Below are 21,523 nucleotides of genomic sequence, written 5' to 3'. Positions count from 1 at the left end.
GTGTCAATTCATCAATTCGTAAACTGCATTTCTTCGGCGCGCCTGACCATCGGTATGCGATGCGAATGACACCCTGGGCCAGTGGTCAGTTCTACAGCGGAAAACCTCGCCGCGCGTCTGCGCGAGATACGCCGCTCGCGCCGCGCCGATGAGGTTGGTGCCGCGGATTCGACCCGGGCGCTTGTCCGGCTTGCCTTCGGGACCACAGCTGCCACTCTGGGGCTACTGATCCTGGTCGCGATCGTCACCCTGCTGACCGTGGGCGACGGCCTCGGGAGTCTGCCCGCGACGGTCGCGTCGATGTGGTTCGCAATACATCAGGTACCCATGACCGTCGGCGACGTCACCGTCGGTGTGATGCCGCTGGCCCCCACGTTGCTGATGATGTTCGCGGTGGCACGATCCACCGCCCGGGCAACCGACATCGACCGTCCACACTCCGAGGTCGCGGCCGTGATCCTCGCCGCCGTCGGCGGGCCACTGCTCGCCACCGTGCTGTCGCTGGCCGTGGTGATGGACGCATCGACGGTGATGACCTTGCAGAGCCCGAATGCGCTGCTGGCCTTCGTCTGCACGCTCGCGGTCCAGGCGCTTGGCGCCGTCGGCGGTGTCGCCTACAAGTGGTGGCCGACGATTGTGGTGCGGACCGGCGTGGCCGACTGGGTGCTCAAAGGTCTGCGCTGTGGCCTGATCGCGGTGGTCGCGATGTTCACGCTGGGCGCGTTGGTTGTCGCCTTCCGGTTGATCATCAACTGGTCCGTCGCGGGCGAGCTGCTGTCGGCAGGCAATGGCTTGGCAGGCGTGCTCGGATTGTTCCTGCTCTCGTTGCTCTACCTGCCCAACGTGGTGATCGGTTCGGCAGCCGCGTTGGTCGGGGCGCCCGTGCAGGTCGGCGGTGCGAGCGTCGACCTCTTCGGTTCGGTCGGCGGACAGGTGCCGCCGCTGCCGATCCTGGCGGTGCTTCCCGACGGCGGCGGTGGCCGGTGGGGTCTGATCCTGCTTGCCTGCGCCGCAATGGTGTCACTGATCGTCGCCCGACTGTGCGTGGATCTGTCGCTGCTGCGCAACATCCGCACCGTCGTGGTGGCCGCGGGTCTGACGTCGTTGGCGATCGTGGCGGCCTCGGCGGTGGCCGGTGGAAAGCTCGGTGTGCTCGGTGAGGTCGGCGTCAACCTGCCGGTGGTGGGGGTCTTCGCGTTCGGCTGGATCGCCGTTGTCGGGTCGGTCATGGCGCTGATCCACAGTGCGCTGCCGTCGACCCGGCGAGCTCGCGCGCGTGCCATGAACCTGATCTACGACGACTACGCCCCACGGGACCTCGACGAGTTCGACGATCTCGATGAGGCTGCTGACGCGGTCCCGGCAGAGCTGGAGATCGAGTATCACGAACCGGCCGAGATCCCGATCCTCGATCGAGACTCAGGCGCCCTGACAGACGTCGCCCCGGCGATCGACGGCTGGGATGTCGACGACTGGGTCACCGAGACCGACTGGGATGACGCCGACTCCGAGATGATCGACGCGGTCGGCGGCGAGGAACTGGTTTCGACCGACGAGTTCGGTACCCGACGGCCTCGCTGAAACAGCAGCGATTAGGCTCGACAGCGCGAGACGAGGCATCTGCGGGCCACTCGATGAGGGGCCCGCGTCGTCGAAGATTTCCGTTCAAACCAGAGTTCGAGGAGTTCCACACTGGACGCCATGCCGTCAGTCACCCCGGTGTCCGTTGTCATCCTCGCGTCGGGCGCGGGTTCGCTGGCCTCGGCGTTGTTCGACGCCGCCGAGGACGACGACTATCCGGGCACCGTTGTCGCGATGGTGACCGACCGTGAGTGCGCCGCCGAGCAGGCGGCGCGACGACGCGGAGTGGACACTGCGATCGTCCCGATGATGAGTGACCGCTCCGAATGGGATCGCAAGCTTGCCGACACGGTCGCCGCGTTCAACCCCGACCTGGTGGTGGCGGCGGGATTCATGAAGATCCTGGGGCCGGAGTTCCTCGCCCGTTTCGGTGGCCGCATCATCAATGCGCACCCCGCGTTGCTGCCGTCGTTCCCCGGCGCGCACGCGGTGGCCGACGCACTGGCCCACGGCGTCAAGGTGACGGGCTCGACCATTCATCTGGTCGACAGCGGCGTGGACACCGGTCCGATTCTCGCGCAGGCCCCGGTTGCCGTGCAGTCCAGTGACGACGAAATCACGTTGCATGAACGAATCAAGATGGTCGAACGGGTGCTGCTTGTAGCGGTGGTGCGTTCGATTGCCACCAAAGGTGTTGTCATCGAAGGACGAAAGGCCCACATTCAGTGAGTAATGACCTGCAGCGCAAGCCCTTCCGTCGGGCATTGGTCAGCGTGTACGACAAATCCGGGCTGACCGAACTGGCCAAGGGCCTGCACGCCGGCGGCGTCGAGATCGTATCGACCGGTTCGACGGCCAAGAAGATCGCCGAGGCCGGCGTCCCGGTCATCGAGGTCTCCGAACTGACCGGCTTCCCGGAGTGCCTCGAAGGTCGGGTCAAGACGCTGCACCCGGTGGTGCACGCCGGCATCCTGGCCGACACCCGCAAGGACGCGCACATCGAGAAGCTCGCCGAACTCGGCATCGCTGCATTCGAGTTGGTCATCGTGAACCTCTACCCGTTCACCGAGACGGTGGCCTCGGGTGCGACCCCCGATGAGTGCGTCGAACAGATCGACATCGGCGGACCGTCGATGGTGCGCGGTGCCGCCAAGAACCATCCGTCGGTCGGCGTGGTGGTCGACCCCAGCGACTACGCGGATGTCCTGACCGCCGTCGAGGCCGAGGGATTCACGCTTGTCGAGCGTAAGTCTCTGGCCGCGAAGGCATTCCGTCACACCGCCGACTACGACATCGCGGTCGCTGAGTGGATGGGTCGCGTTGTCGCGCCCGAGCCCGACAGCGAGTTCCCCGTCTGGGCGGGCAAGAGCTGGGAGCGCTCGTCGGTGTTGCGCTACGGCGAGAACCCGCATCAGCCCGCAGCGCTCTACGTCAGCAGCACCGAGGCACCGGGCCTGGCCCAGGCCGAGCAGCTGCACGGCAAGGAGATGAGCTACAACAACTACACCGACGCCGACGCGGCCTGGCGTGCCGCCTACGACTTCACCGACGCCGCGGTGGCGATCATCAAGCACGCCAACCCCTGTGGCATCGCAACCTCGGAGAACATCGCCGAGGCGCACCGCAAGGCGCACGCGTGCGATCCGGTCAGTGCCTACGGTGGAGTCATCGCCGCGAACCGGCCGGTGAGCCTGCAGATGGCCGAGCAGATCGCGGAGATCTTCACCGAGGTCGTCGTCGCCCCTGGATTCGACGACGGTGCGCTCTCGGTCCTGACCCGCAAGAAGAACGTCCGGGTGTTGCTTGCGCAGCCCCCGCGCCGCGATGCCGTGGAACTGAAGCCGGTGAGCGGTGGGGTACTGGTTCAGCACCGCGACATCCTCGACGCCGAGGGTGACTCGCCGGAAAACTGGCAGCTGGCGGCAGGCGAGGCCGCTGATGCGGCAACCCTGGCCGATCTCGAGTTCGCCTGGCGGGCCTGCCGCTCGGTGAAGTCCAATGCGATCCTGCTGGCGTCGGATCGGGCGTCGGTCGGTGTCGGTATGGGTCAGGTCAATCGCGTCGACTCCGCGCATCTCGCGGTGACGCGTGCCGGTGACCGGGCTCGCGGCAGTGTCGGTGCCTCCGATGCGTTCTTCCCGTTCCCGGACGGACTGCAGGTGCTCATCGACGGCGGCGTGAAAGCAGTTGTGCAGCCCGGTGGTTCGATTCGCGACAACGAGGTGATCGCGGCCGCCAACGAGGCAGGCATCACCCTCTACCTGACCGGGGCCCGGCACTTCGCCCACTAGCCCGCCGCAAACGCTCCATCAATACGAGGACGCTCCACAAATATGTGGAGCGTCTTCGTATTTCCGGAGCGTTTGCGGGGGGAGCGGGGGTAGTGAGGTAGGTTGCGGCGGTGGCGGAACTGGCGTTCTTGATTGCCGCCGGCTTCCTTGCCGGTGTGGTGGGTTACGTGACCGGACTTGCGTCTCTTGTCAGTTATCCGGCCCTGTTGCTGGCGGGCCTACCGCCGATCACCGCCAATGTCACCAATACGGTGGCGCTGATCCCGGTCGGTATCGGCAGTGCGACGTCGGCGCGGGCATCCATCTCGTTCGACCGACGTCTGTTCGCGTTGCTCGGTTGTGCCGGTGCCGGTGGTCTTGTCGGCGCGGTGGTCCTGTTGCTGACGTCGGCGAGCACGTTCGAGGCGGTGGTCCCGTATCTGGTGGCGGTCGCGGCCCTTGCGGTGTTGTGCCAGCCGATGATTCGCCGGATGTCCGGCCACCGCGACATACCCGCGATACTGCCCATCGCTGTGTTCGTCATCGCCATCTACGGTGGCTATTTCGGTGCCGGCGCGGGGATCATCTTCCTGGCCGTCTCACTGATCACCACGACGCAGACGATATGGCAGGCAACGCTGTTCAAGTCGGTGTTGCTGGCCGCGTCGAATGCTGTTGCCGCCCTGGTCTTCGTGTTCTTCGGATCAATCGACTGGGGTGCCGCGGCCGCGATGGGTGTCGGATGCCTGGCAGGCGGCTGGGTCGGACCACCGGTGGTGGCCCGGATCCCGGCGACACCGCTGCGAATTGCCATCGCATTCGCCGGTTTTGGGCTGGCGATCTGGTTGGCCTTCCGCTGACCCAAACCCGCAAACGCTCCGGATATACGAGGATGCTCCACAAATATGTGGAGCATCCTCGTAAATCCGGAGCGTTTGGGTGACAGCGGGTGGGTCAGAGGACGCCGTCGTCCTTCAACGCCTTGATCTCCTCGTCGTCGAGGTGCAGCAGTTCGCTCAAGACCTCGGTGTTGTGACGACCAGGGACCGACGGTCCCGCGTTGCGGATCCGGCCCGGGGTACCGGTCAGTTTGGGCACGATGCCCGGCCCGAGGACGTCTTCGCCGATTCGTTCGTCGAAGTGCGGGGTGATCATGTCCCGGGCCAGCAGTTGGGGATCGGTGACCACCTCGGCGACGGTGTTGATCGGCCCGACAACCACACCGGCCTCTTTGAGCAGCGCGATGAGATGGTCTTTGGGCTGTTCGGCGGTCCACTTGGCGATGATCTCGTCGATCTCGTCCTGGTTCTCTCCGCGGGCCCCGTGATCGGCGAATCGGGGATCGGTGGCCAATTCCGGTTTGCCCATCGCCGCGCACAGGCGTCGGAAGACGGTGTCCTGATTGGCGCCGATGACAACCATGCTGCCGTCACCGGTGGGGTAGATGTTCGACGGCGCGATGCCGGCGAGCCGGGTGCCGGAAGGTCCGCGGACCACTCCGCCCTGGTCGTAGTCGGGGATGGTCGATTCCTGAACCGCCAGGCAGGCTTCGTTCAGTGCCACGTCGACGATCTGGCCCTCACCGGTGACCGTCCGGCGGTACAGCGCGGCGAGCGCTCCGTGCACGGCGAACATCCCGGCGAGCGTGTCGCCGAGCGAGAGTGCGATGCGTGGCGGCGGCTGGTCGGGATAGCCGTTGAGATGCCGTAGTCCGCTTTCGGCTTCGGCAACCGACGCGTAGCCGGCGCGGCCGGCATCAGGTCCGGTCTGCCCGTATCCCGACACGCGGACCAGGATGATGCCCCGATTGCGTTCGCGGAGTACGTCGTAGCCGATGTCGAGTTTTTCAAGGGTGCCGGGACGAAAGTTCTCGACGATCATGTCGGCCTGCTCCACCAGCTCGAGAAAGATCTCGCGGCCGCGTTCGCTGCGCAGGTTCAGCGTGATGGCTCGCTTGTTGCGGGCGTAGACGGTCCACAGGAAGTGGTGTCCGTCACGTTCGGCCTGGCCCCAACCGCGCAACGGGTCGGGGGAGTTCGGCGCCTCGATCTTGATCACGTCGGCCCCGAGATCACCCAGCAGACGGGCACCGAAGGGGCCGGCGATCAGCGAACCCAGCTCGAGCACCCGGATCCCGTCGAGTGCCCCGGTGGGGACCGCCGGCTCGGATCCCGATGCCCCTGCTTGAGACGTTGTGGTGCTTGTCATCTCCTCAGTTTGTCGAATCGTCGACTGCAGGCGGCAATCGGGCTCGGCCGGGCGCGTCGCGAAGGCTACTCGGGATGGCTTCGGAAGGTGTCAGGAGTTCCTCTGCGGGCGTAACAAGTGCGCTTCCGAGCGCGGCCTCGTAGCGTAGAGGAGGTGAGCACACCCCACACGACGACAACCCGCTCGGCACACCCTTCTCCACGGACCCTCGGCGAACTTCGTGCCTCGGGTCATGTGCAGCGAAGCGTGAAGGACGAGATCCGTAACAACCTGCTGACCGCACTGCGGTCGGGCGTCGACCCGTGGCCCGGGATCCTGGGTTTCGAGACCACCGTGATCCCACACCTCGAGCGGGCCCTGCTCGCCGGGCATGACGTGGTGATGCTGGGTGAACGCGGACAGGGCAAGACCCGTTTGCTGCGGACCATAGTCGGCCTGCTCGACGAATGGACCCCGGTCATCGAGGGTTCTGAACTCGACGAGCACCCGTTCGAACCGATCACCCCGGCGTCGATCCGCAAAGCCGCGAACCTGCTGGACGATCTGCCGATCGGCTGGCGGCACCGCAGCGAGCGTTACTCCGAGAAGCTCGCCACCCCCGACACCTCGGTGGGTGACCTGGTGGGCGATGTCGATCCGATGAAGGTCGCCGAGGGACGGAGCCTGGGAGATCCGGAGACCATCCACTTCGGGCTCATCCCGCGGGCGCACCGCGGCATCCTCGCGATCAACGAGCTGCCCGACCTCGCCGAGCGCATCCAGGTCGCCATGCTCAACGTGATGGAGGAGCGCGACATCCAGGTTCGCGGCTACAGCCTCCGGTTGCCGCTCGACGTGGTGTTGATGGCCAGCGCCAACCCCGAGGACTACACCAACCGCGGCCGGATCATCTCCCCCCTCAAGGACCGTTTCGGTGCGGAGATCCGCACCCACTATCCGCTCGAACTCGAGGACGAAATCGCGGTCATCGAGCAGGAAGCCGACCTGACGGCGACCGTGCCGACGTTCCTCATCGAGATCATCGCGAGGTTCACCCGGTACGTCCGGGACAACCCGGCGATCGATCAGCGATCCGGCGTCTCGGCCCGGTTTGCCATCGCCGGTGCCGAAACCGTTGCCGCCGCGGCACTGCACCGCGCGGCGGTGCTCGGTGAGGACCTCGCGGTGGCACGCGTTGTCGACCTCTCGTCGGTGATCGAGGTGCTCCGCGGCAAGGTCGAGTTCGAATCGGGTGAAGAGGGCCGCGAGGTCGAGATCCTCGAGCATCTCCTTCGCAAGTCGACCGCCGACACCGTGCGAGAGCATCTCGGTGGCGTCGATCTGGCGACGCTGGTCACCGCGCTCGAGGCCAGTGAGCCGGTGGTGACCGGTGATCGGGTCTCCGCCAACGATCTGCTGACGTCGATGCCGGAGGGCACCGAGCCGGTGGTGAACAAGATCGCCGAGCGACTGGATGTCATCGACGACGGAGAACGTGCCAGTGCCCTCGAGTTGGCGCTCGAAGGTCTGTTCCTGGCCCGGCGGATCGGCAAAGAAGCCGACGGCTCCGGCCAGACCGTGTACGGCTGAACCGAGAGAAATCGACATGCCCCGCAATAATTTTCACCGCTCACGCTATCTGCGGTACACCGGTGGCCCCGACCCGTTGGCGCCACCGGTGGATCTGCGCGAAGCGCTCGACGCCATCGGCGACGACGTGATGGCCGGTGGATCCCCACAGTCCGCGATGCGGGAGTACCTGCGCCGCGGCAGCAAGAACATGCGGGGACTCGACGAACTGCGGGAGATGGCCAACAAGCGTCGCGAGCAGATCCTCAAGTCCCGCAACCTGAACGGGACCTTCGAGGAGATCCGCAAGCTGCTCGACGAGGCCGTGCTCGACGAGCGCAAGCAACTCGCGCGCGACCTCGATGACGACGCCCGGTTTGCCGAGATGCAGATCGAGAACCTTCCGCCGTCGACCGCGCAGGCGGTCCAGGATCTGTCCGACTACAACTGGCGCAGTCCGGAGGCGAAGGAGAAGTACGACAAGATCTCCGATCTGCTGGGTCGGGAACTGCTCGATCAGCGTTTCGCGGGGATGAAGGAAGCCCTCGAAGGGGCGACCGAGGAAGACCGGCAGCGCATCACGGACATGCTCAAGGACCTCAACGAACTGCTTGCCGCGCACAACCGTGGTGAGGACACCACCGAGCAATTCGATGAGTTCATGGACAAGCACGGGGACTTCTTTCCCGAGAACCCGAGCAACACCGAAGAGCTGATCGATTCGCTGGCGGCCCGCAGCGCCGCTGCGCAGCAGTTCTACAACTCGTTGTCGCCCGAACAGCGGGCCGAGCTCGAGCAGTTGTCACAGCAGGCGTTCGGTTCACCGGATCTGATGGGGCAGCTCTCGCAGATGGATTCGCAACTGCGGCAGGCTCGTCCGGGTATGGGCTGGGACGATGGCCAGAGCTTCGAAGGCCAGCAGGGGATGGGGATGGGCGAAGGTGCCGGCGCCCTGCAGGATCTTGCCGAACTCGAGTCCTTGTCGGATCAACTCTCCCAACAGTATTCGGGTGCACAACTCGATGACGTCGACCTCGATGCCCTGGCCCGCCAGCTCGGGGAAGACGCGGCGGTGGACGCCCGGACACTTGCCGAACTCGAAAAGGCCCTCAAGGAGGAGGGACTCCTCGAACGCGGCAGTGACGGCCAGCTGAAGCTCTCACCCAAGGCGATGCGTCAACTGGGGCAGTCGATCTTCCGGGATGTGGCCGAACAACTCTCGGGACGTCACGGTGACCGGCAGACCCGCCGAGCCGGATTGGCCGGCGAGCCGACGGGTTCGTCGCGGGAATGGGAGTTCGGTGATACCGAACCGTGGGATGTCACCCGGACCGTGTCGAACGCGGTGCTGCGCACCATGACCGAAGACCGTGACAAACGGCATGCCGGCAACGCGATGATCCGCGATGGTGTGCGGATCGACGTCCGCGACGTCGAGGTCGCCGAAACCGAAGCCCGCAGCCAGGCGGCGGTCGCACTGCTCGTGGACACGTCGTTTTCGATGTGGCTGGAGAATCGCTGGACACCGATGAAGCGGACGGCGATGGCGCTCAACCATCTGATCTCCACCCGGTTCCGCAGCGATGAACTGCAACTGATCTCGTTCGGTCACTACGCCCGGACCCTCGAGATGAGCGAACTCATCGGCCTGGACGGTATGCGCCAACAGGGTACGAATCTTCATCACGCGCTCCTGCTCGCGCAGCGGCACTTTCGTCGTCATCCCAACGCCCAGCCGGTCGTACTGATCGTCACCGACGGTGAGCCGACCGCGCATCTGTTGCCCGGCGGCGAGCCGTTCTTCTACTACCCGCCGCATCCGGCGACGCTCGGTGCCACCGTCCGCGAACTCGACAACGTCGGGCGGATGGGCGCTCAGGTCAGCTTCTTCCGGCTCGGCGACGACCCCGGGCTGGTCCACTTCGTGGATCAGATGGCACGCAGGGTGTCGGGACGCGTCGTGGCGCCCGACCTCGACGGTCTCGGTGCTGCCGTGGTTGGCGACTACCTCGGCGGAAAGCGACGCCGCAACAACCGTTAGCCCGGGCGACCGGGCCGGACCATGCCCTCCTGATACGCGGCGATCACCAACTGCGCGCGATCGCGTACCCCGAGTTTGGTCATGGCGCGGTTGACGTGTGTCTTCGCGGTCAGGGTGCTGATCCCGAGTTGTCCGGCGAGTTCGCTGTTCGACAGTCCGGTTGCCACCAGCATCACCACTTCCCGTTCGCGGGGCGTGAGCACGTCGAACGCACCGCGACCGCTGCCAACGGTGGGGTGTGAGAGGAATTGGGAGATCAGCAGTTTCGTGGCCGATGGTGACAGCAGGGCATCGCCGCGCGCGACGGTCCGGATCGCGGCGAGCAGGGCGGCCGGTGCGAGGTCTTTGCCGACGAATCCGCTGGCACCCGCTCGGAGCGCGAGCATCACGTACTCGTCCTGCTCGAATGTGGTGAGGATGAGGATGCGGCACTCGCGCAGGCGGGGGTCGTCGACGATCGCCTTGGTGGCCTGCAGACCATCGATACCGGGCATCCGGATGTCCATGACAATGACGTCGGGGATGTGATTTCGGGCCGCCCGCACCGCCTCTGCACCGTCTGAGGCCTCCGCCACCACCTGCAGTCCGGCTTCGCTGTTGATCAACAGGGTGACGGTACTGCGGAACAGCGCCTGATCGTCGGCGACGACGACACGGATCGTCATGGGCGGTCGCCGTCATCTGCCCGGCGCCCATTGGATTTCACGCCTTCAAGTTAGCGCGATCGTTGGGGTTGTGCATCAATTCGGTTGCCCCCGTCGCCGATCCGGATGATCCGTGGACTCTGCGAGGTATCGTTCGCGCGTGGATGTAGTCGAGCGGTGGGATCGCTTTCGCAGCGGTTGTCCCCGCGTGGCGCGAGTGATCGTGTGTCTGTTGGTGTTTGCGTTCGTGGTGTGGGCGCTGCCGTACGACCAACGCGCCGGCCGGGGCGGGGACGCCTCGCTCATCGGTGTGCTGTTCGCCGCCGCCGGCAGTGTGTTCGTCTACTGGCGGACCGATCGTCAGTGGCTTGCGCTGTGTGGAACCACTGCGATCGCCGCGGCGTACATGACTTTTGGTGATGTGTTCAATCCTGCGCTCGAGATACCGATCACGGTCTGCGGCGCTGCGATCGCCGCCACCCGGTCGGCGGCGGTGACGATTGTCGCGCTGATGGTGCCGTGCGGTGTGGTGCTTGTGGTCTCGCTCTTTGCGGCCTCGCCGTGGATGGATGTGGAGCGGATCGGCGCCGTGGGCTGGATCGGTATCGGTTTCCTGTTCGGAGTCCTGAGCCGGATCAGGAGGCGATACGTTGCAGCGGTCGAGTATCGGGCGGCGGCAGCCGAACTGATGCGAGACGCCGAGGCGCACACCAGGGTGATCGAAGAACGGATTCGCATCGCGCGCGACCTGCACGATGTGGCGGCGCATCATCTGACGTCGCTGAACATGCAGATCGGCGCAGCGGTCCACCTGATGTCGGTCGATCCGGAATTGGCCAAAACTGCCCTGACACATGTCCATCAGACCACCGAGACGGCGTTGAAGGACATCAAGGCCACCGTCGGAATGCTGCGGGAGGGGGCCGATGAGCCTGCGCTGCATCCGGTACCGGGGATCGCGGATCTCGACGACCTGCTCACGGACTTTCGCAGTCGTGGGATGTCCATCGACGTCATCCGCCAGGGTCGTACGCGATCGTTGGCACCGGGCACCGACCTGACCGCATATCGGATTGTTCAAGAATCACTCACCAATGCCGCAAAGCATGCCCGCGGTGAATCGGTGCGGCTGCGGCTGCGCTACGGCGTGGACACGTTGCTGATCGAGGTGGTCAACCGTGCGCCTGCCATCGGTGATTCGGCTTCACCTGGCTACGGACTGATCGGGATGACCGAGCGCGCCAACGTGGTTGGCGGGACGCTGCGATCGATCCGGGGATCCTCGGCTTTTCAGGTGCTGGTGGAGCTACCGATCGCAGCCGACGACGACAGTGCGATCACCGAGCGCACCGAAATTCCCGCCAATGATCAGCGTGGTGCAGGAATCGAGACCGGCGCAGCCATCCCCAGGTAGACGACGATGTGTTCGCCACCCGGATTGGCCTCCAACGGAACGTCTTTCCAGTTGTTGGTCACCCAGACGTTGCCCGATTGATCCACCGCGATCCCGGTGCTGCGTTCGAGACCGTCGAAGAAGTAACCGAGGCCGTCCGGTGAGAGCGCGTCGCCGGTCGACGATCCGGGCGGACAGGTCGAGGTATCGACGCCGCAGAAGCTCGAGATCCGCTTGCCTGCGAAGTTGGCCACCCACACATTTCCATCGCCGTCGGTGGTCAGACCCCAGGGCACCGTGACGCCGCCACCCTGCAGCGGACCGACGAGCATCTGGCCGTCTGGTCCGAGTGCGGCGACCGAACCGCTGCCACCGGTTCCGGTTGGGCGGTCGGGGCAGGGGAGTGTGATCACACCGGAGTTCGCAATCCACACATTGCCTGCGTTGTCGGTGGCCAGGCCCATCGGATGGTCCAGATGCGGTCCGCTGACCGGAGAGTTGGCACGCGGCTTGCCGTCGCCACTCAGAATCGCGATATTGTCGCTGACGATGCCGGAGACAAAGATGTTCTTGCCGTTGTCGACGATGTCGAATGGCTGATTCAGTCCGAGACCATTGAAGTTCTGGGCCTGATCCGGATTGCCGCCGCGGTACACGGTGACGCTGTTGTCGGCGCAGTTGGTCACCCACACATCGTCATTGGCAGAGACCTCCATGCCCTGCGGCCAGGTGACACCGCCCTGGGTGAATCCGGTGTCGTTCGGGGACAGCGGTGTTCCGTCCGGGGTGAACTTCGACAGCGAATTGTGCGGCGGTTGATCTTCGGTGGCGCAACCGGGTTCGGGTGCGGCGAAGCCGTAGTTGCTGACCCAGACATTGCCGCTGTTGTCGAGATCGATCCCGAAGCCGGCACCGCTCAGGCCACCGCCGGTGAACGGGGCTCCGTCGACGAGCTGGCCGGTGGGTCCGAACTTGAACAGCAGGTCGCTGCCACAGACCGGGGCTTGCGGGTCCGCGTTGAACTGATAGTTGTTGTCGACCCAGATGTTGCCGAGATGGTCGATCGCGAAGTTTCCAGGGCCGGAGAGCAATCCACCGCCACCATCGAATCGCAGGGCAAGTGTCCATGCCACCGGGGGAAGAGTCAGGACTGGCGTGTTCGGCGCGGTCACGTATTTGGAGAGGGCGAACAGTGGCAGTACGGAATCCGAAGGGCTCCGGGCGATCTGGGAGAATGCCCGGAGGGTGTCGGCGGGGCGGGCCGAACCGGCAACCGCGGACTCGGAGATGAGTTCGACGCAACGCCCGTGGTCGATCGAGCATGCGGCGTGCATGTCGGTGAGGCTGTTGAAGGTGGCGAGTGTGGACGTCTGAGATCCGTTGGGGGAGGTGGTCAGCACCCGGCCGAGTTTTCCGGTCGCCGGATCGACCAGGTTCGTGATCATCGCGGCGGAGTTGGAGATGCCCGGATCTGTTCCGTTGATCCCGGTGTTGTCGATGAACTGCGCCATCGCATATCCGGTTGCGACTGTGGTTCGTTCGCTCAGCACCACAAACGGTGATGATCCGACGCCTGCGACAGAGGCGAGGGTGGGCGCGGTGCCGTTGCTGGCCTTGGCGGGGCGGGCCAGCAGATAGAGGACCGAGCCCTTCGGTGGCTGTTCACTGACGCTCATCGCGAAGCCGCCGTCGGTGCCACTGACGGTGGTACCCACCTGTGCAGGTGCGCGCTGTCCTTCGACGCCCGAGATCCAGGCCGTGACATCCCAGTTGGCGTTACCGGCCGCCGATCGGACCTCGCCGTTCACTGTTTCGCCGATAACGGGCGTGGGCGCGGCCGTGACCGATGCCGAACCGGCAACAACTAGTAGGAGACAGCTGAAGACAATCGTCAGCGAACGAAAGGCATTGCGAGACAAAACGGACCACCTCATCACAGGATCCCGTGCGGACATGCCGGCACAGATCGAACAGGGGCCAACCTTAGCGCCCGGACGCGGATACCTGAGTCGGCTCAGCCGGTGCTCATGCAGCCCGGAGTCGTCCCCGGCTCAGAGCGTGCACGCAGAAAATGCCTGGCCCCGGCGCAAATTGCGGCTTCCGCCACGGTGATCGGGTCACCGGGGCTACTTCACATCGACCATTGCGCACATACTGCGACTGCAGTAGTGCGCCGGCCCTGTCTCTTCGTCGTGCTTGCGATTCGGTGGTGGGTGCACAACGCGGAATCGGTTGCCCTCGATCGCCGAACGCCCCTGTTCACGGGCTGAAAATGACAGTCGTCGAAGAGATGGTGTGAAAGTCTTGCTGTGAGGCGATCGATGACACCGGGCACTCGGTGGGGGGTCGATTCTGCTGCGCCGGAGCACAAAAGGATGTTGTCGTGACCTGCCGGATCGGTAAGCTGCTGTCGCCCTGGGTATTCACCGCGCAATCGCGAGGTGGCCCTTGTTCAGATGGGCTTCGCCGCTTCGCGGTCGGTACTCCAGGAGGATTCCAGAATGTTCGCGTTTATCGCCCGCTACGTGGTCACTCATCCTTGGCGGGTGGTGGCCGGGTGGCTGGTCGCCGTGGTCGCCATCATCGTGCTGTCGCCGAGTCTGGAGAGTTACACCAACGGCAACCAGCAAACCTTCCTTCCGGGATCCTTCGAATCGGTTCAGGCCCAAGACATCGCGAACACGGCCTTCCCCGGCTCGTCCGGTGCCTCGGGCTCTCTGGTGGTCACCCGCGACGACGGAGCATCACTGTCATCCGACGACCAGCAGACGGTCACGGGCCTTGCCGCGACACTGCAGTCCGACGCGATAGCCGGTGTCACGGGCGTCAATGCATCGCCGCAGTCGCTGTCCCAGGACGGCAAGGCCATGGCGCTTTCGGTCACGTTCGCCGGACAGCCCGGCGATGAAGCCGTCAACGATGCTGTCCCAGAGGTGCGTTCGGCTGCTGAGGCGCAACTCGAGGGAACCGGCCTGACGTCGGGTCTGACCGGCAACGCGGCCATCCTCGTCGACACCAACACTGCCTATGACGGTGCGGAGAAGATCATCACGATCGCAACCATCGTGGTGATCGTCGTGTTGCTCGGCCTGGTCTTCCGCAGCCCCATCGTCGCGATTCTCCCGGTGATCATCATCGGCCTGGTCTACCGCGCGGCGCAGGGCCTCACTGCCCTGGCCGCCGACCTCTTCGAGTTCGAGGTGAGCACCTCCCTGGATGCGATCCTGGTGGTGGTCCTGTTCGGTGTGGGCACCGATTACGTTGTCTTCCTTCTGTTCCGCTACCGGGAAGAGTTGCGTCGCGGTACCGAGACGATGGCAGGTCTCATCACGTCGGCATCGGTGGTCGGAAAGGTGGTCGCGTCGTCGGCGTTGACGGTGATCGGTGCCTTTGCTGCCCTGTTCCTCGCGAAGTTGGGGTCGCTGACGACCCTGGCGCCGGGTTTGATCATCGGCGTGGCAACGATGTTGCTGACCGCGCTGACGCTTGTTCCGGCCCGGTTCGCCATTCTGGGTGACCACTTGTTCTGGCCGCTGGGCCCTGGCAAGGATCCGAAACAGTCCGCATTCGGTGCCGTCGGTTCGCTGGTCGCGCGCCGGCCTGCGGCGGTGGTCGCGGTGGTGATCGTGGCGCTGGCCACGCTGGCCGTGTTCGCCACCGGATACAAGGCGACGTACAACACGCTCGAGGAATTGCCCTCGGACACAGCGTCACAGCAGACGTTCAACACCATGGCCGAATCGTTCCCCTCTGGCGCGCTCAGCCCCACCCAGATCCTGGTGAAGGCACCCGGACCGGTGCCGCAGGATCAGTTGTCGGCGATGATCTCGACGCTGGGTGCCGTTGACGGAGTGGCGTCGGTGGGCCAGCCGCGTATCAGCCAGGACGGCACCGCGGCGATGGTGAACGTCGTCCTCGGTGACGATCCCTATTCCACAGCGTCGCTGGATCTGGTCGAGGGACCGGTCCGCGATGCCGCCCACGCGTCGATCACCGACGCGGAGGTGTTTGTCGGTGGACAGACCTCGATGCTGGTCGACGTCCGGGCACAGCTTGATTCGGATACCAAACATGTGTTCCCGGTGGCGTTTGCGATCGTTGCGGTGATCCTCGGACTCCTGTTGCTCTCGGTGCCGGCGCCTTTGGGCTTGCTGGCGTGTGTGGCCCTGACCTTCGCGGCGACCCTCGGCGCGCTCGTGCTGGTGTTCTTGAAGGGCGCGGGTCTGGACGGCATCGACTTCTCGACCCCGATTGTGTTGTACCTGTTCGTCGTTGCGATCGGCACCGACTACAACATCCTGATCGCGGCACGTCTGCGCGAGGAGTTCAAGAACGGGTACTCGCCGCGCAAGGCGGCGAAGATCGCGATCGCCAATGATGCCCCGACCGTGGTCGCGGCCGGCACCGTGCTGGCGTTGACGTTCGCCTCGCTGGCCCTGACCGGGTTGAACAACCTGCAAGAACTCGGTGTCGGGGTGGCTGTCGGTGTCTTGTTGGCGTCGCTCGTGATGGCCCCGGTCCTGGTGCCGGCGCTGTCGATTCTGCTCGGCCGGTATTTCTGGTGGCCGTCGAAAGCGGGCACACCCACGTCGGACAGCGCAGGCGGAGTCGATCAGGCGAAGGAGTCGACCTCGGTCTGAGCGCCGCGGATCAGTCTTTCTTCAGCGACGGCGGGCTCTGGCCGGGCCGAGGGCGGCGAGCCACGCCGACACCGCCCAGGATTGCCAGCCCACTGATGGTGATGATCGGCGCGCCGGGGGATCCCTGTCCCTCGGCGCCGTCGTGGTCGCCGCCGAAGCCGCCCATGATTCCGATGCCGTTGATCCGGACGGTGGCATCGTGCGGGACGACGATTTCTATGCCACCCATGATGGCGGTGGCCCGGATCGTCAGCGTCGGAGACGTGAACACTGCGTCGCGGAGGTCGATCTCGACGCCACCCATGAGAGCAAAGGCGTTCAGGTGCTCACCGACCGCCGCCCGGCCTTTGAGCTCGGAGCCGCTCATGACGGCGATCCGGTTGAGGGTCACCTCGACGTCGGTGGGGTGGGTGGTGGGCTGTGCGGTCGGCGCCGTCGGCGGCCTGAGCTGATTGGTCGGCAGATCGTCGGTGAGGGCGTCGAGTTCACCGAAGGTTTTCGCCGCGATCGCCTTGTCGGCGCGTTCTTCGTACTCCGCCGGACTCAGGTGTCCCCGGGTCATCGCCAACGAGAGGATGTCGATCGCCAGACGGCGGTCTGCGTCGCCGGCTCGGACGTTGCTCAGGCTGGTGGCGGGTTCGGAATCTCCCGTGGGTGTCAGATCGCTCACCCGCTCACCGTAGTGGATGTTGTGTTGTTTTGGCGGAGCCGACCTGGACTTTCTCTCGCCAAAACAGCACATCATCGGGGGTCGGGGGCGCCGTCGAGCAGGATCTGTAGTGCGGTTCTGTGGGCGAGGTAGGCGCGTCTGCCGGACGCAGTGATCCGGTAAGTGGTGCTGCTGCCCCGGCCGTGGCCGACTTTCGATGGCGTGACGTAACCGGCCGACTCGAGGGCCGACATCTGCTTGGACAGGTCCGAGTCGGTGAGGTCCAGGTGTTCCTTGAGGAATTTGAACGACGCAGTGGTGCTGTTGGCCAGAATCGCCATGGCGGCGAGCCGTTTCGGGGCATGGATCACCGGGTCGAGACCGTCGATCATGCGAGCCGCACCCGAACCGCCGCCGCTGCCTTGGCGTAGCGCCGTTCATAGATCATCAGCCCGACGGTGATGACCACAAAGGCGACCACCGCTGCCGGCACAACGCCGGCGAGCCACCACACCAGGACGATCAACCCGACAACAATCGGCAGGGCCAGGAAGTAGCGATTCCACTCCACCCGGATCTCGGCCGGTGGCGTGCCCTTGCCTGGCATGGGAAAGGCGCCGTGCCGCCTGCTCATCCATCCGACGAACACGAACTCGACAACGATCAGAGTGGCAAGTGCTGCGAAGAACAGGGCCTTGTGTTCGTGCACCCAGGTGAAGACCCCGATCATCGCCGCCGCCCAGCCACCGACTGCGGGGTAGTACCACCACGGTGTCGGTGGATAGTCGACATAAGGTGCAGCTTCGGCGCGTTCGGCGATTCTCAGGAGTTCACGCGCGTCATCACTTTCCATACCGGAAAGCTTAGGAATAACTTTCCACTTCTGCAAGTAAAGGTGGGATCAACGGGCACGAAGTTCCTGGTCGGGCCCTGCATTCGGACTCGCTTTGGATTGGGAGGGGGGTAACCGGTACCCTCTAGAGGTTGTCGATGTCCGCTCCGACTCGCACCCACTATCCACCGGGTGCGCATCGGGTACCAGGCACCGCAGGACGAGTGCAGAAGTCCGAACGCCGAAACGGTGAACGGACACGCACAAACCCCGATACGTAAACGAAGAAATGAAGGGCTGAATCATGGCTGTACCGAAGCGCCGGATGTCGCGGTCGAATACTCGTAGCCGCCGCTCGCAGTGGAAGGCCGACAACCCGGTCTTGCAAGAGGTCAAGGTTGGTGGCGTCGCTCATCGCGTGCCCCGTCGCCTGGTCAAAGCTGTGAAGCTGGGCCTCGTCGATCTCGATCGTCGCTGATCTAGCCCCAAGGCTCAACACTTCAGGCTGGCCGTCGAACTGACGGTCAGCCTTTTGTTGTGCCCGGACCCCGAGGCGGGAAAGGCCTGCGGTGTTGCAGGACGTACTGAATTACGCGGGCATCGCGGTATTCGCATGCTCGGGTGCGCTGGTCGGCATCCGAAAAGACTTTGACCTGTTCGGGATCTTGTCGATGGGGGCGGCCACGGGGGTCGGTGGCGGAGTGATCCGGGACCTACTGCTCGGGATCACGCCACCCACATCCGTGCAGCACTGGCCCAATCTGACCATCGCGTTGATTGCCGGACTGGTCACCTATTTCTTCCATCCGGCTTTCAACAAGTTGTTCCGGGCGATCCTGTTCCTCGACGCGATCGGCATGGCCGTGTTCGCGGTCACCGGCGCATCTTTTGCCCTCGACCACGACGCGAGTGCGATGGCTGCCGTCCTCCTCGGTATCACCACGGCGATCGGTGGCGGTGTCCTCCGCGACATCCTCGCCAATGAGGTGCCGTTGCTGCTGCGCCCGACCGACCTCTACGCGGTGCCGGCGATGTGCGGGGCGCTGGTGGTCGTGATCGTCATCGGGCTCGATTGGCCGGAGTGGACGGGCCTGGTCGGCGGCGCAGTCGCGGCGGCCACGTTGCGGATGGCGAGTCTGCAGTTCAAGTGGCATCTGCCGACGGCTCCGCGGCGCCAGTCCTGACCCAGTGTCGGGATCGCGACCAGGTCCGTCGCAACGCGCTACCGAGGCGATGAAACGAGGCGCGCCGGGGGGATTACTCAGCGCTCTCTCAGCAGGTCACGTAAGACTGTTGTCATGCGCATTCTTGTTGTGGACGACGATCGCGCCGTTCGCGAATCTCTGCGCCGGTCCCTGACGTTCAACGGGTACACGGTGGTCACTGCCGGAGACGGTGTGGAAGCTCTGGAAAAAATCAGCAGCGAACGCCCCGATGCGGTGGTGCTCGATGTGATGATGCCGCGGCTGGACGGGTTGGAGGTCTGTCGTCGACTCCGCAGCACCGGCGACGATCTTCCGATCCTGGTCCTGACCGCACGTGACTCCGTGTCCGAACGCGTGGCAGGTCTCGATGCCGGTGCCGATGATTATCTGCCCAAGCCGTTTGCCCTCGAAGAACTCCTGGCGCGACTGCGGGCCCTGATGCGCCGCGCGACAACCGAAGCTCCTCCCGACTCGGAGGCGATGACCTTCGAAGACCTCACGATGGACCCGGTCACGCGAGACGTCACCCGCAACGAGCGGCCGATCAGCCTGACGCGCACCGAGTTTGCGCTTCTGGAGATGCTGATGGCCAACCCGCGGCGTGTTCTGACCCGTAGTCGCATCCTGGAAGAGGTGTGGGGCTACGACTTTCCGACGTCGGGTAACGCTCTCGAGGTCTATGTGGGCTATCTGCGTCGTAAGACCGAAGCCGAGGGCGAGATCAGACTCATCCACACCGTGCGGGGCGTCGGCTACGTCCTGCGGGAGACCCCGCCGTAGATCGTGAGCTGTGAACCGTGAGCCTTTACCATCGGCAGTCGTCCCCGACCGAGCCGATCACACCGCAACGTCCGACGAACCTGGTCCCGGCCAATGAATTGCCGAGGCAGATGCGTAAGCCGATGCCGCTGACCCGCACCATCTCTCTGCGGTGGCGCATCACCATCCTGGCCGCCACCGTCGTCGGTATCGCGGTGGCCGTCATGGCTGCTGCCGCTTTTGCGGTGGTGTACCGGGCGATGTACGCCGATGTCGATTCGCAGCTGACGAACCGGGCCAACGGGATGACCGAGTTGGCCCGCATCGGCGTCCTCGACGATTCGCCGGAGTCCCTGGTGGCCGGCACGGTGTACTCCACCGACATGTCCGTGGCGTTGGTCATGCCCGGCGGTCGGGGCTTCCAGATCGGGAGTGTGCCGTACGGCGACGCCGAGCAAGAGGTGGTCGATGGTGAATCCGAGTCGTCGTTGCGGACCTCGAACAACCAGCGGGTGCTCGCGCGCAAGCTCGTTGACGGCAACACCCTGATCATCTCGCAGAGCCTCGGTGACACCGACGATGTGCTCGGGCGGCTGGCCTGGGTGCTCGGGGTGATCGGCGGTTGCGGCATCATCCTGGCGGCGGTGGCCGGAACCACCGTTGCCAGAGCGGGTTTGAGGCCGGTGGCGCGTTTGACACGCGCTGCCGAACGGGTGGCCAGAACCGACGATCTGACACCGATACCGGTGATCGGCAACGACGAGTTGGCAAGACTCACCGAGAGTTTCAACCTGATGCTGCGCGCGCTGGCCGAATCGCGCGACCGGCAATCGCGGTTGGTCGCCGACGCCGGCCACGAGCTGCGCACGCCGCTGACGTCACTGCGGACCAACCTCGAACTGCTGATCGCGTCGTCCGAGCCCGGTGCCCGTGCCGTACCCGACTCGGACATGGCCGAGCTACGCGCCGACCTGATGGCGCAGATCGAGGAGCTCTCCACATTGGTCGGCGACCTCGTCGACCTCGCCCGCGAGGACGCCCCGGAGGTGGTCCACGAGGAGATCGACCTCGCGGAGGTGATCGATCGTTGCCTGGAACGGGTGCGTCGGCGCCGCAGTGATGTGGATTTCGATGTTCACGTCAGCCCCTGGTTCGTGTTCGGGGAGAGCGCGGGCCTCTCGCGTGCGGTACTCAACGTCCTCGACAACGCGGCCAAGTGGAGTCCCCCCGGATGTCCGGTGGTGGTCAAACTGGTCCAGGTTGCGCCCGATCGTGCCGAACTGACCGTCGCCGACGCCGGACCGGGCATTCCGCCGGAAGACCGGCAGCTGATCTTCGAACGCTTCTACCGCTCGACCGCGGCCCGGTCGATGCCGGGTTCGGGGCTCGGTCTGGCGATCGTCCGTCAGGTGGTGGTCCGGCACGGTGGCACTGTGGTCGCCGGACAATCCGAGGCCGGTGGCGCCCTGTTGACCATCACCTTGCCCGGTTCACCGACCGCAGCCGAGATCGCTCCACGCGTCGTTCAGCAGTAGACGGGCCGCGGTGCCGTGCGCAGGCGTGTCTTGCTTGGTCCGCGCTCACCGTCATTCGAGGGGCCGAACCGCTGATTGCCGACTCGAACGAGTGCGAGAATTGAGGGGCAAACCAACAGCGGCGTCTCAGCGACATCTCAGGCCGACGTAGCAGGGTATGTATCAGTGCCGGGTTTTGAGCGGCAACCGAGCGCAGCGGTGCGCGTGGCAGAAAGCAA

18 protein-coding genes are annotated in these 21,523 nt (G+C 65.0%); 12 read left to right on the top strand and 6 right to left on the bottom strand.

Translation table 11 applies throughout. The annotated features are described in order from the left end of the window. The first annotated feature begins 81 nt into the window (after nucleotides 1-81). The 4 genes from AC1D75_RS26120 (at nucleotide 82) to AC1D75_RS26105 (ending at nucleotide 4,711) form a co-directional block, all read left to right on the top strand. Complete coding sequence (locus tag AC1D75_RS26120) at nucleotides 82-1,581, top strand: cell division protein PerM (RefSeq protein WP_495518212.1); 1,500 nt, start codon at nucleotides 82-84, stop codon at nucleotides 1,579-1,581. Nucleotides 1,582-1,701: 120 nt separating this feature from the next. Next, nucleotides 1,702-2,310: a phosphoribosylglycinamide formyltransferase gene (gene purN, locus AC1D75_RS26115; RefSeq protein ID WP_495518211.1), complete on the top strand. Its 609-nt coding sequence runs from the start codon at nucleotides 1,702-1,704 to the stop codon at nucleotides 2,308-2,310. After that, nucleotides 2,307-3,872 carry a bifunctional phosphoribosylaminoimidazolecarboxamide formyltransferase/IMP cyclohydrolase gene (gene purH, locus AC1D75_RS26110; RefSeq protein WP_495518210.1) on the top strand — a complete coding sequence of 522 codons (1,566 nt, stop codon included), beginning with the start codon at nucleotides 2,307-2,309 and terminating at the stop codon, nucleotides 3,870-3,872. Before purN ends, purH begins: the two co-directional genes overlap by 4 nt. Nucleotides 3,873-3,982: 110 nt before the next feature. Beyond that, on the top strand, nucleotides 3,983-4,711 hold the full coding sequence (locus tag AC1D75_RS26105; protein WP_495518209.1) for a sulfite exporter TauE/SafE family protein: 729 nt from the start codon (nucleotides 3,983-3,985) through the stop codon (nucleotides 4,709-4,711). A gap of 94 nt (nucleotides 4,712-4,805) precedes the next feature. Here the strand turns inward: AC1D75_RS26105 and AC1D75_RS26100 are convergent, their stop codons facing one another. Further along, complete coding sequence (locus tag AC1D75_RS26100) at nucleotides 4,806-6,059, bottom strand: CaiB/BaiF CoA transferase family protein (RefSeq protein ID WP_495518208.1); 1,254 nt, start codon at nucleotides 6,057-6,059, stop codon at nucleotides 4,806-4,808. Nucleotides 6,060-6,212: 153 nt separating this feature from the next. Here AC1D75_RS26100 and AC1D75_RS26095 point away from each other — a divergent pair, with 153 nt between their 5' ends. After that, the gene (locus AC1D75_RS26095; RefSeq protein WP_495518207.1) at nucleotides 6,213-7,628 is read left to right on the top strand and encodes a sigma 54-interacting transcriptional regulator; all 1,416 of its coding nucleotides are present in this window, start codon (nucleotides 6,213-6,215) and stop codon (nucleotides 7,626-7,628) included. Between the two features lie 16 nt (nucleotides 7,629-7,644). Then, entirely contained in the window at nucleotides 7,645-9,648 is a 2,004-nt protein-coding gene (locus AC1D75_RS26090) for a vWA domain-containing protein (protein WP_495518206.1), read from the top strand. On the opposite strand, the gene AC1D75_RS26085 is transcribed toward AC1D75_RS26090, so the two are convergent. Further along, entirely contained in the window at nucleotides 9,645-10,313 is a 669-nt protein-coding gene (locus AC1D75_RS26085) for a response regulator (protein ID WP_495518205.1), read from the bottom strand. The two genes, AC1D75_RS26090 and AC1D75_RS26085, sit on opposite strands and share 4 nt — an antisense overlap. 139 nt (nucleotides 10,314-10,452) lie before the next feature. Here AC1D75_RS26085 and AC1D75_RS26080 point away from each other — a divergent pair, with 139 nt between their 5' ends. Further along, the gene (locus AC1D75_RS26080) at nucleotides 10,453-11,706 is read left to right on the top strand and encodes a sensor histidine kinase (protein WP_495518204.1); all 1,254 of its coding nucleotides are present in this window, start codon (nucleotides 10,453-10,455) and stop codon (nucleotides 11,704-11,706) included. Here the strand turns inward: AC1D75_RS26080 and AC1D75_RS26075 are convergent. Continuing rightward, entirely contained in the window at nucleotides 11,661-13,493 is a 1,833-nt protein-coding gene (locus tag AC1D75_RS26075) for an NHL repeat-containing protein (RefSeq protein ID WP_495518203.1), read from the bottom strand. The two genes, AC1D75_RS26080 and AC1D75_RS26075, sit on opposite strands and share 46 nt — an antisense overlap. 693 nt (nucleotides 13,494-14,186) lie before the next feature. Between AC1D75_RS26075 and AC1D75_RS26070 the strand changes: the two genes are divergently transcribed. Then, a complete protein-coding gene (locus AC1D75_RS26070; protein ID WP_495518202.1) occupies nucleotides 14,187-16,325 on the top strand; it encodes an MMPL family transporter in 2,139 nt (712 codons plus the stop codon). A gap of 10 nt (nucleotides 16,326-16,335) precedes the next feature. Here AC1D75_RS26070 and AC1D75_RS26065 read toward each other — a convergent pair whose 3' ends face one another. The 3 genes from AC1D75_RS26065 to AC1D75_RS26055 form a co-directional block, all read right to left on the bottom strand. Next, a complete protein-coding gene (locus AC1D75_RS26065) occupies nucleotides 16,336-16,995 on the bottom strand; it encodes a DUF1707 SHOCT-like domain-containing protein (RefSeq protein ID WP_495518201.1) in 660 nt (219 codons plus the stop codon). Nucleotides 16,996-17,066: 71 nt separating this feature from the next. Next, the gene (locus AC1D75_RS26060; RefSeq protein ID WP_495518200.1) at nucleotides 17,067-17,366 is read right to left on the bottom strand and encodes a transcriptional regulator; all 300 of its coding nucleotides are present in this window, start codon (nucleotides 17,364-17,366) and stop codon (nucleotides 17,067-17,069) included. Next, nucleotides 17,363-17,827: a hypothetical protein gene (locus tag AC1D75_RS26055; RefSeq protein ID WP_495518199.1), complete on the bottom strand. Its 465-nt coding sequence runs from the start codon at nucleotides 17,825-17,827 to the stop codon at nucleotides 17,363-17,365. Before AC1D75_RS26055 ends, AC1D75_RS26060 begins: the two co-directional genes overlap by 4 nt. A 283-nt stretch (nucleotides 17,828-18,110) precedes the next feature. On the opposite strand from AC1D75_RS26055, the gene rpmF reads away from it, so the two are divergent. The 4 genes from rpmF (at nucleotide 18,111) to AC1D75_RS26035 (ending at nucleotide 21,305) form a co-directional block, all read left to right on the top strand. Continuing rightward, nucleotides 18,111-18,284: a 50S ribosomal protein L32 gene (rpmF, locus tag AC1D75_RS26050; protein WP_482137664.1), complete on the top strand. Its 174-nt coding sequence runs from the start codon at nucleotides 18,111-18,113 to the stop codon at nucleotides 18,282-18,284. A gap of 91 nt (nucleotides 18,285-18,375) precedes the next feature. Beyond that, a complete protein-coding gene (locus AC1D75_RS26045) occupies nucleotides 18,376-18,990 on the top strand; it encodes a trimeric intracellular cation channel family protein (RefSeq protein ID WP_495518198.1) in 615 nt (204 codons plus the stop codon). A 114-nt stretch (nucleotides 18,991-19,104) separates the two neighbouring features. After that, a complete protein-coding gene (locus AC1D75_RS26040) occupies nucleotides 19,105-19,791 on the top strand; it encodes a response regulator transcription factor (protein WP_482137668.1) in 687 nt (228 codons plus the stop codon). 56 nt (nucleotides 19,792-19,847) lie between these two features. Next, nucleotides 19,848-21,305, top strand: coding sequence for an ATP-binding protein (locus AC1D75_RS26035; protein ID WP_495518428.1), 1,458 nt, complete (start codon nucleotides 19,848-19,850; stop codon nucleotides 21,303-21,305). Nucleotides 21,306-21,523: the final 218 nt, after the last annotated feature.

It is taken from the genome of Williamsia sp. Y712, assembly GCF_059445525.1.
Note: the sequence above shows the minus strand (reverse complement) of the source record. Positions and strands in the feature narration are given on the sequence as shown.

Coding starts and splice junctions, on each gene's coding strand:
- AC1D75_RS26055 (WP_495518199.1), bottom strand. CDS start 17,827: ATGGAAAGTGATGACGCGCGTGAACTCCTGAGAATCGCCGAACGCGCC.
- AC1D75_RS26040 (WP_482137668.1), top strand. CDS start 19,105: ATGCGCATTCTTGTTGTGGACGACGATCGCGCCGTTCGCGAATCTCTG.
- AC1D75_RS26090 (WP_495518206.1), top strand. CDS start 7,645: ATGCCCCGCAATAATTTTCACCGCTCACGCTATCTGCGGTACACCGGT.
- rpmF (WP_482137664.1), top strand. CDS start 18,111: ATGGCTGTACCGAAGCGCCGGATGTCGCGGTCGAATACTCGTAGCCGC.
- AC1D75_RS26100 (WP_495518208.1), bottom strand. CDS start 6,059: ATGACAAGCACCACAACGTCTCAAGCAGGGGCATCGGGATCCGAGCCG.
- AC1D75_RS26070 (WP_495518202.1), top strand. CDS start 14,187: ATGTTCGCGTTTATCGCCCGCTACGTGGTCACTCATCCTTGGCGGGTG.
- AC1D75_RS26060 (WP_495518200.1), bottom strand. CDS start 17,366: ATGATCGACGGTCTCGACCCGGTGATCCATGCCCCGAAACGGCTCGCC.
- AC1D75_RS26085 (WP_495518205.1), bottom strand. CDS start 10,313: ATGACGATCCGTGTCGTCGTCGCCGACGATCAGGCGCTGTTCCGCAGT.
- purN (WP_495518211.1), top strand. CDS start 1,702: ATGCCGTCAGTCACCCCGGTGTCCGTTGTCATCCTCGCGTCGGGCGCG.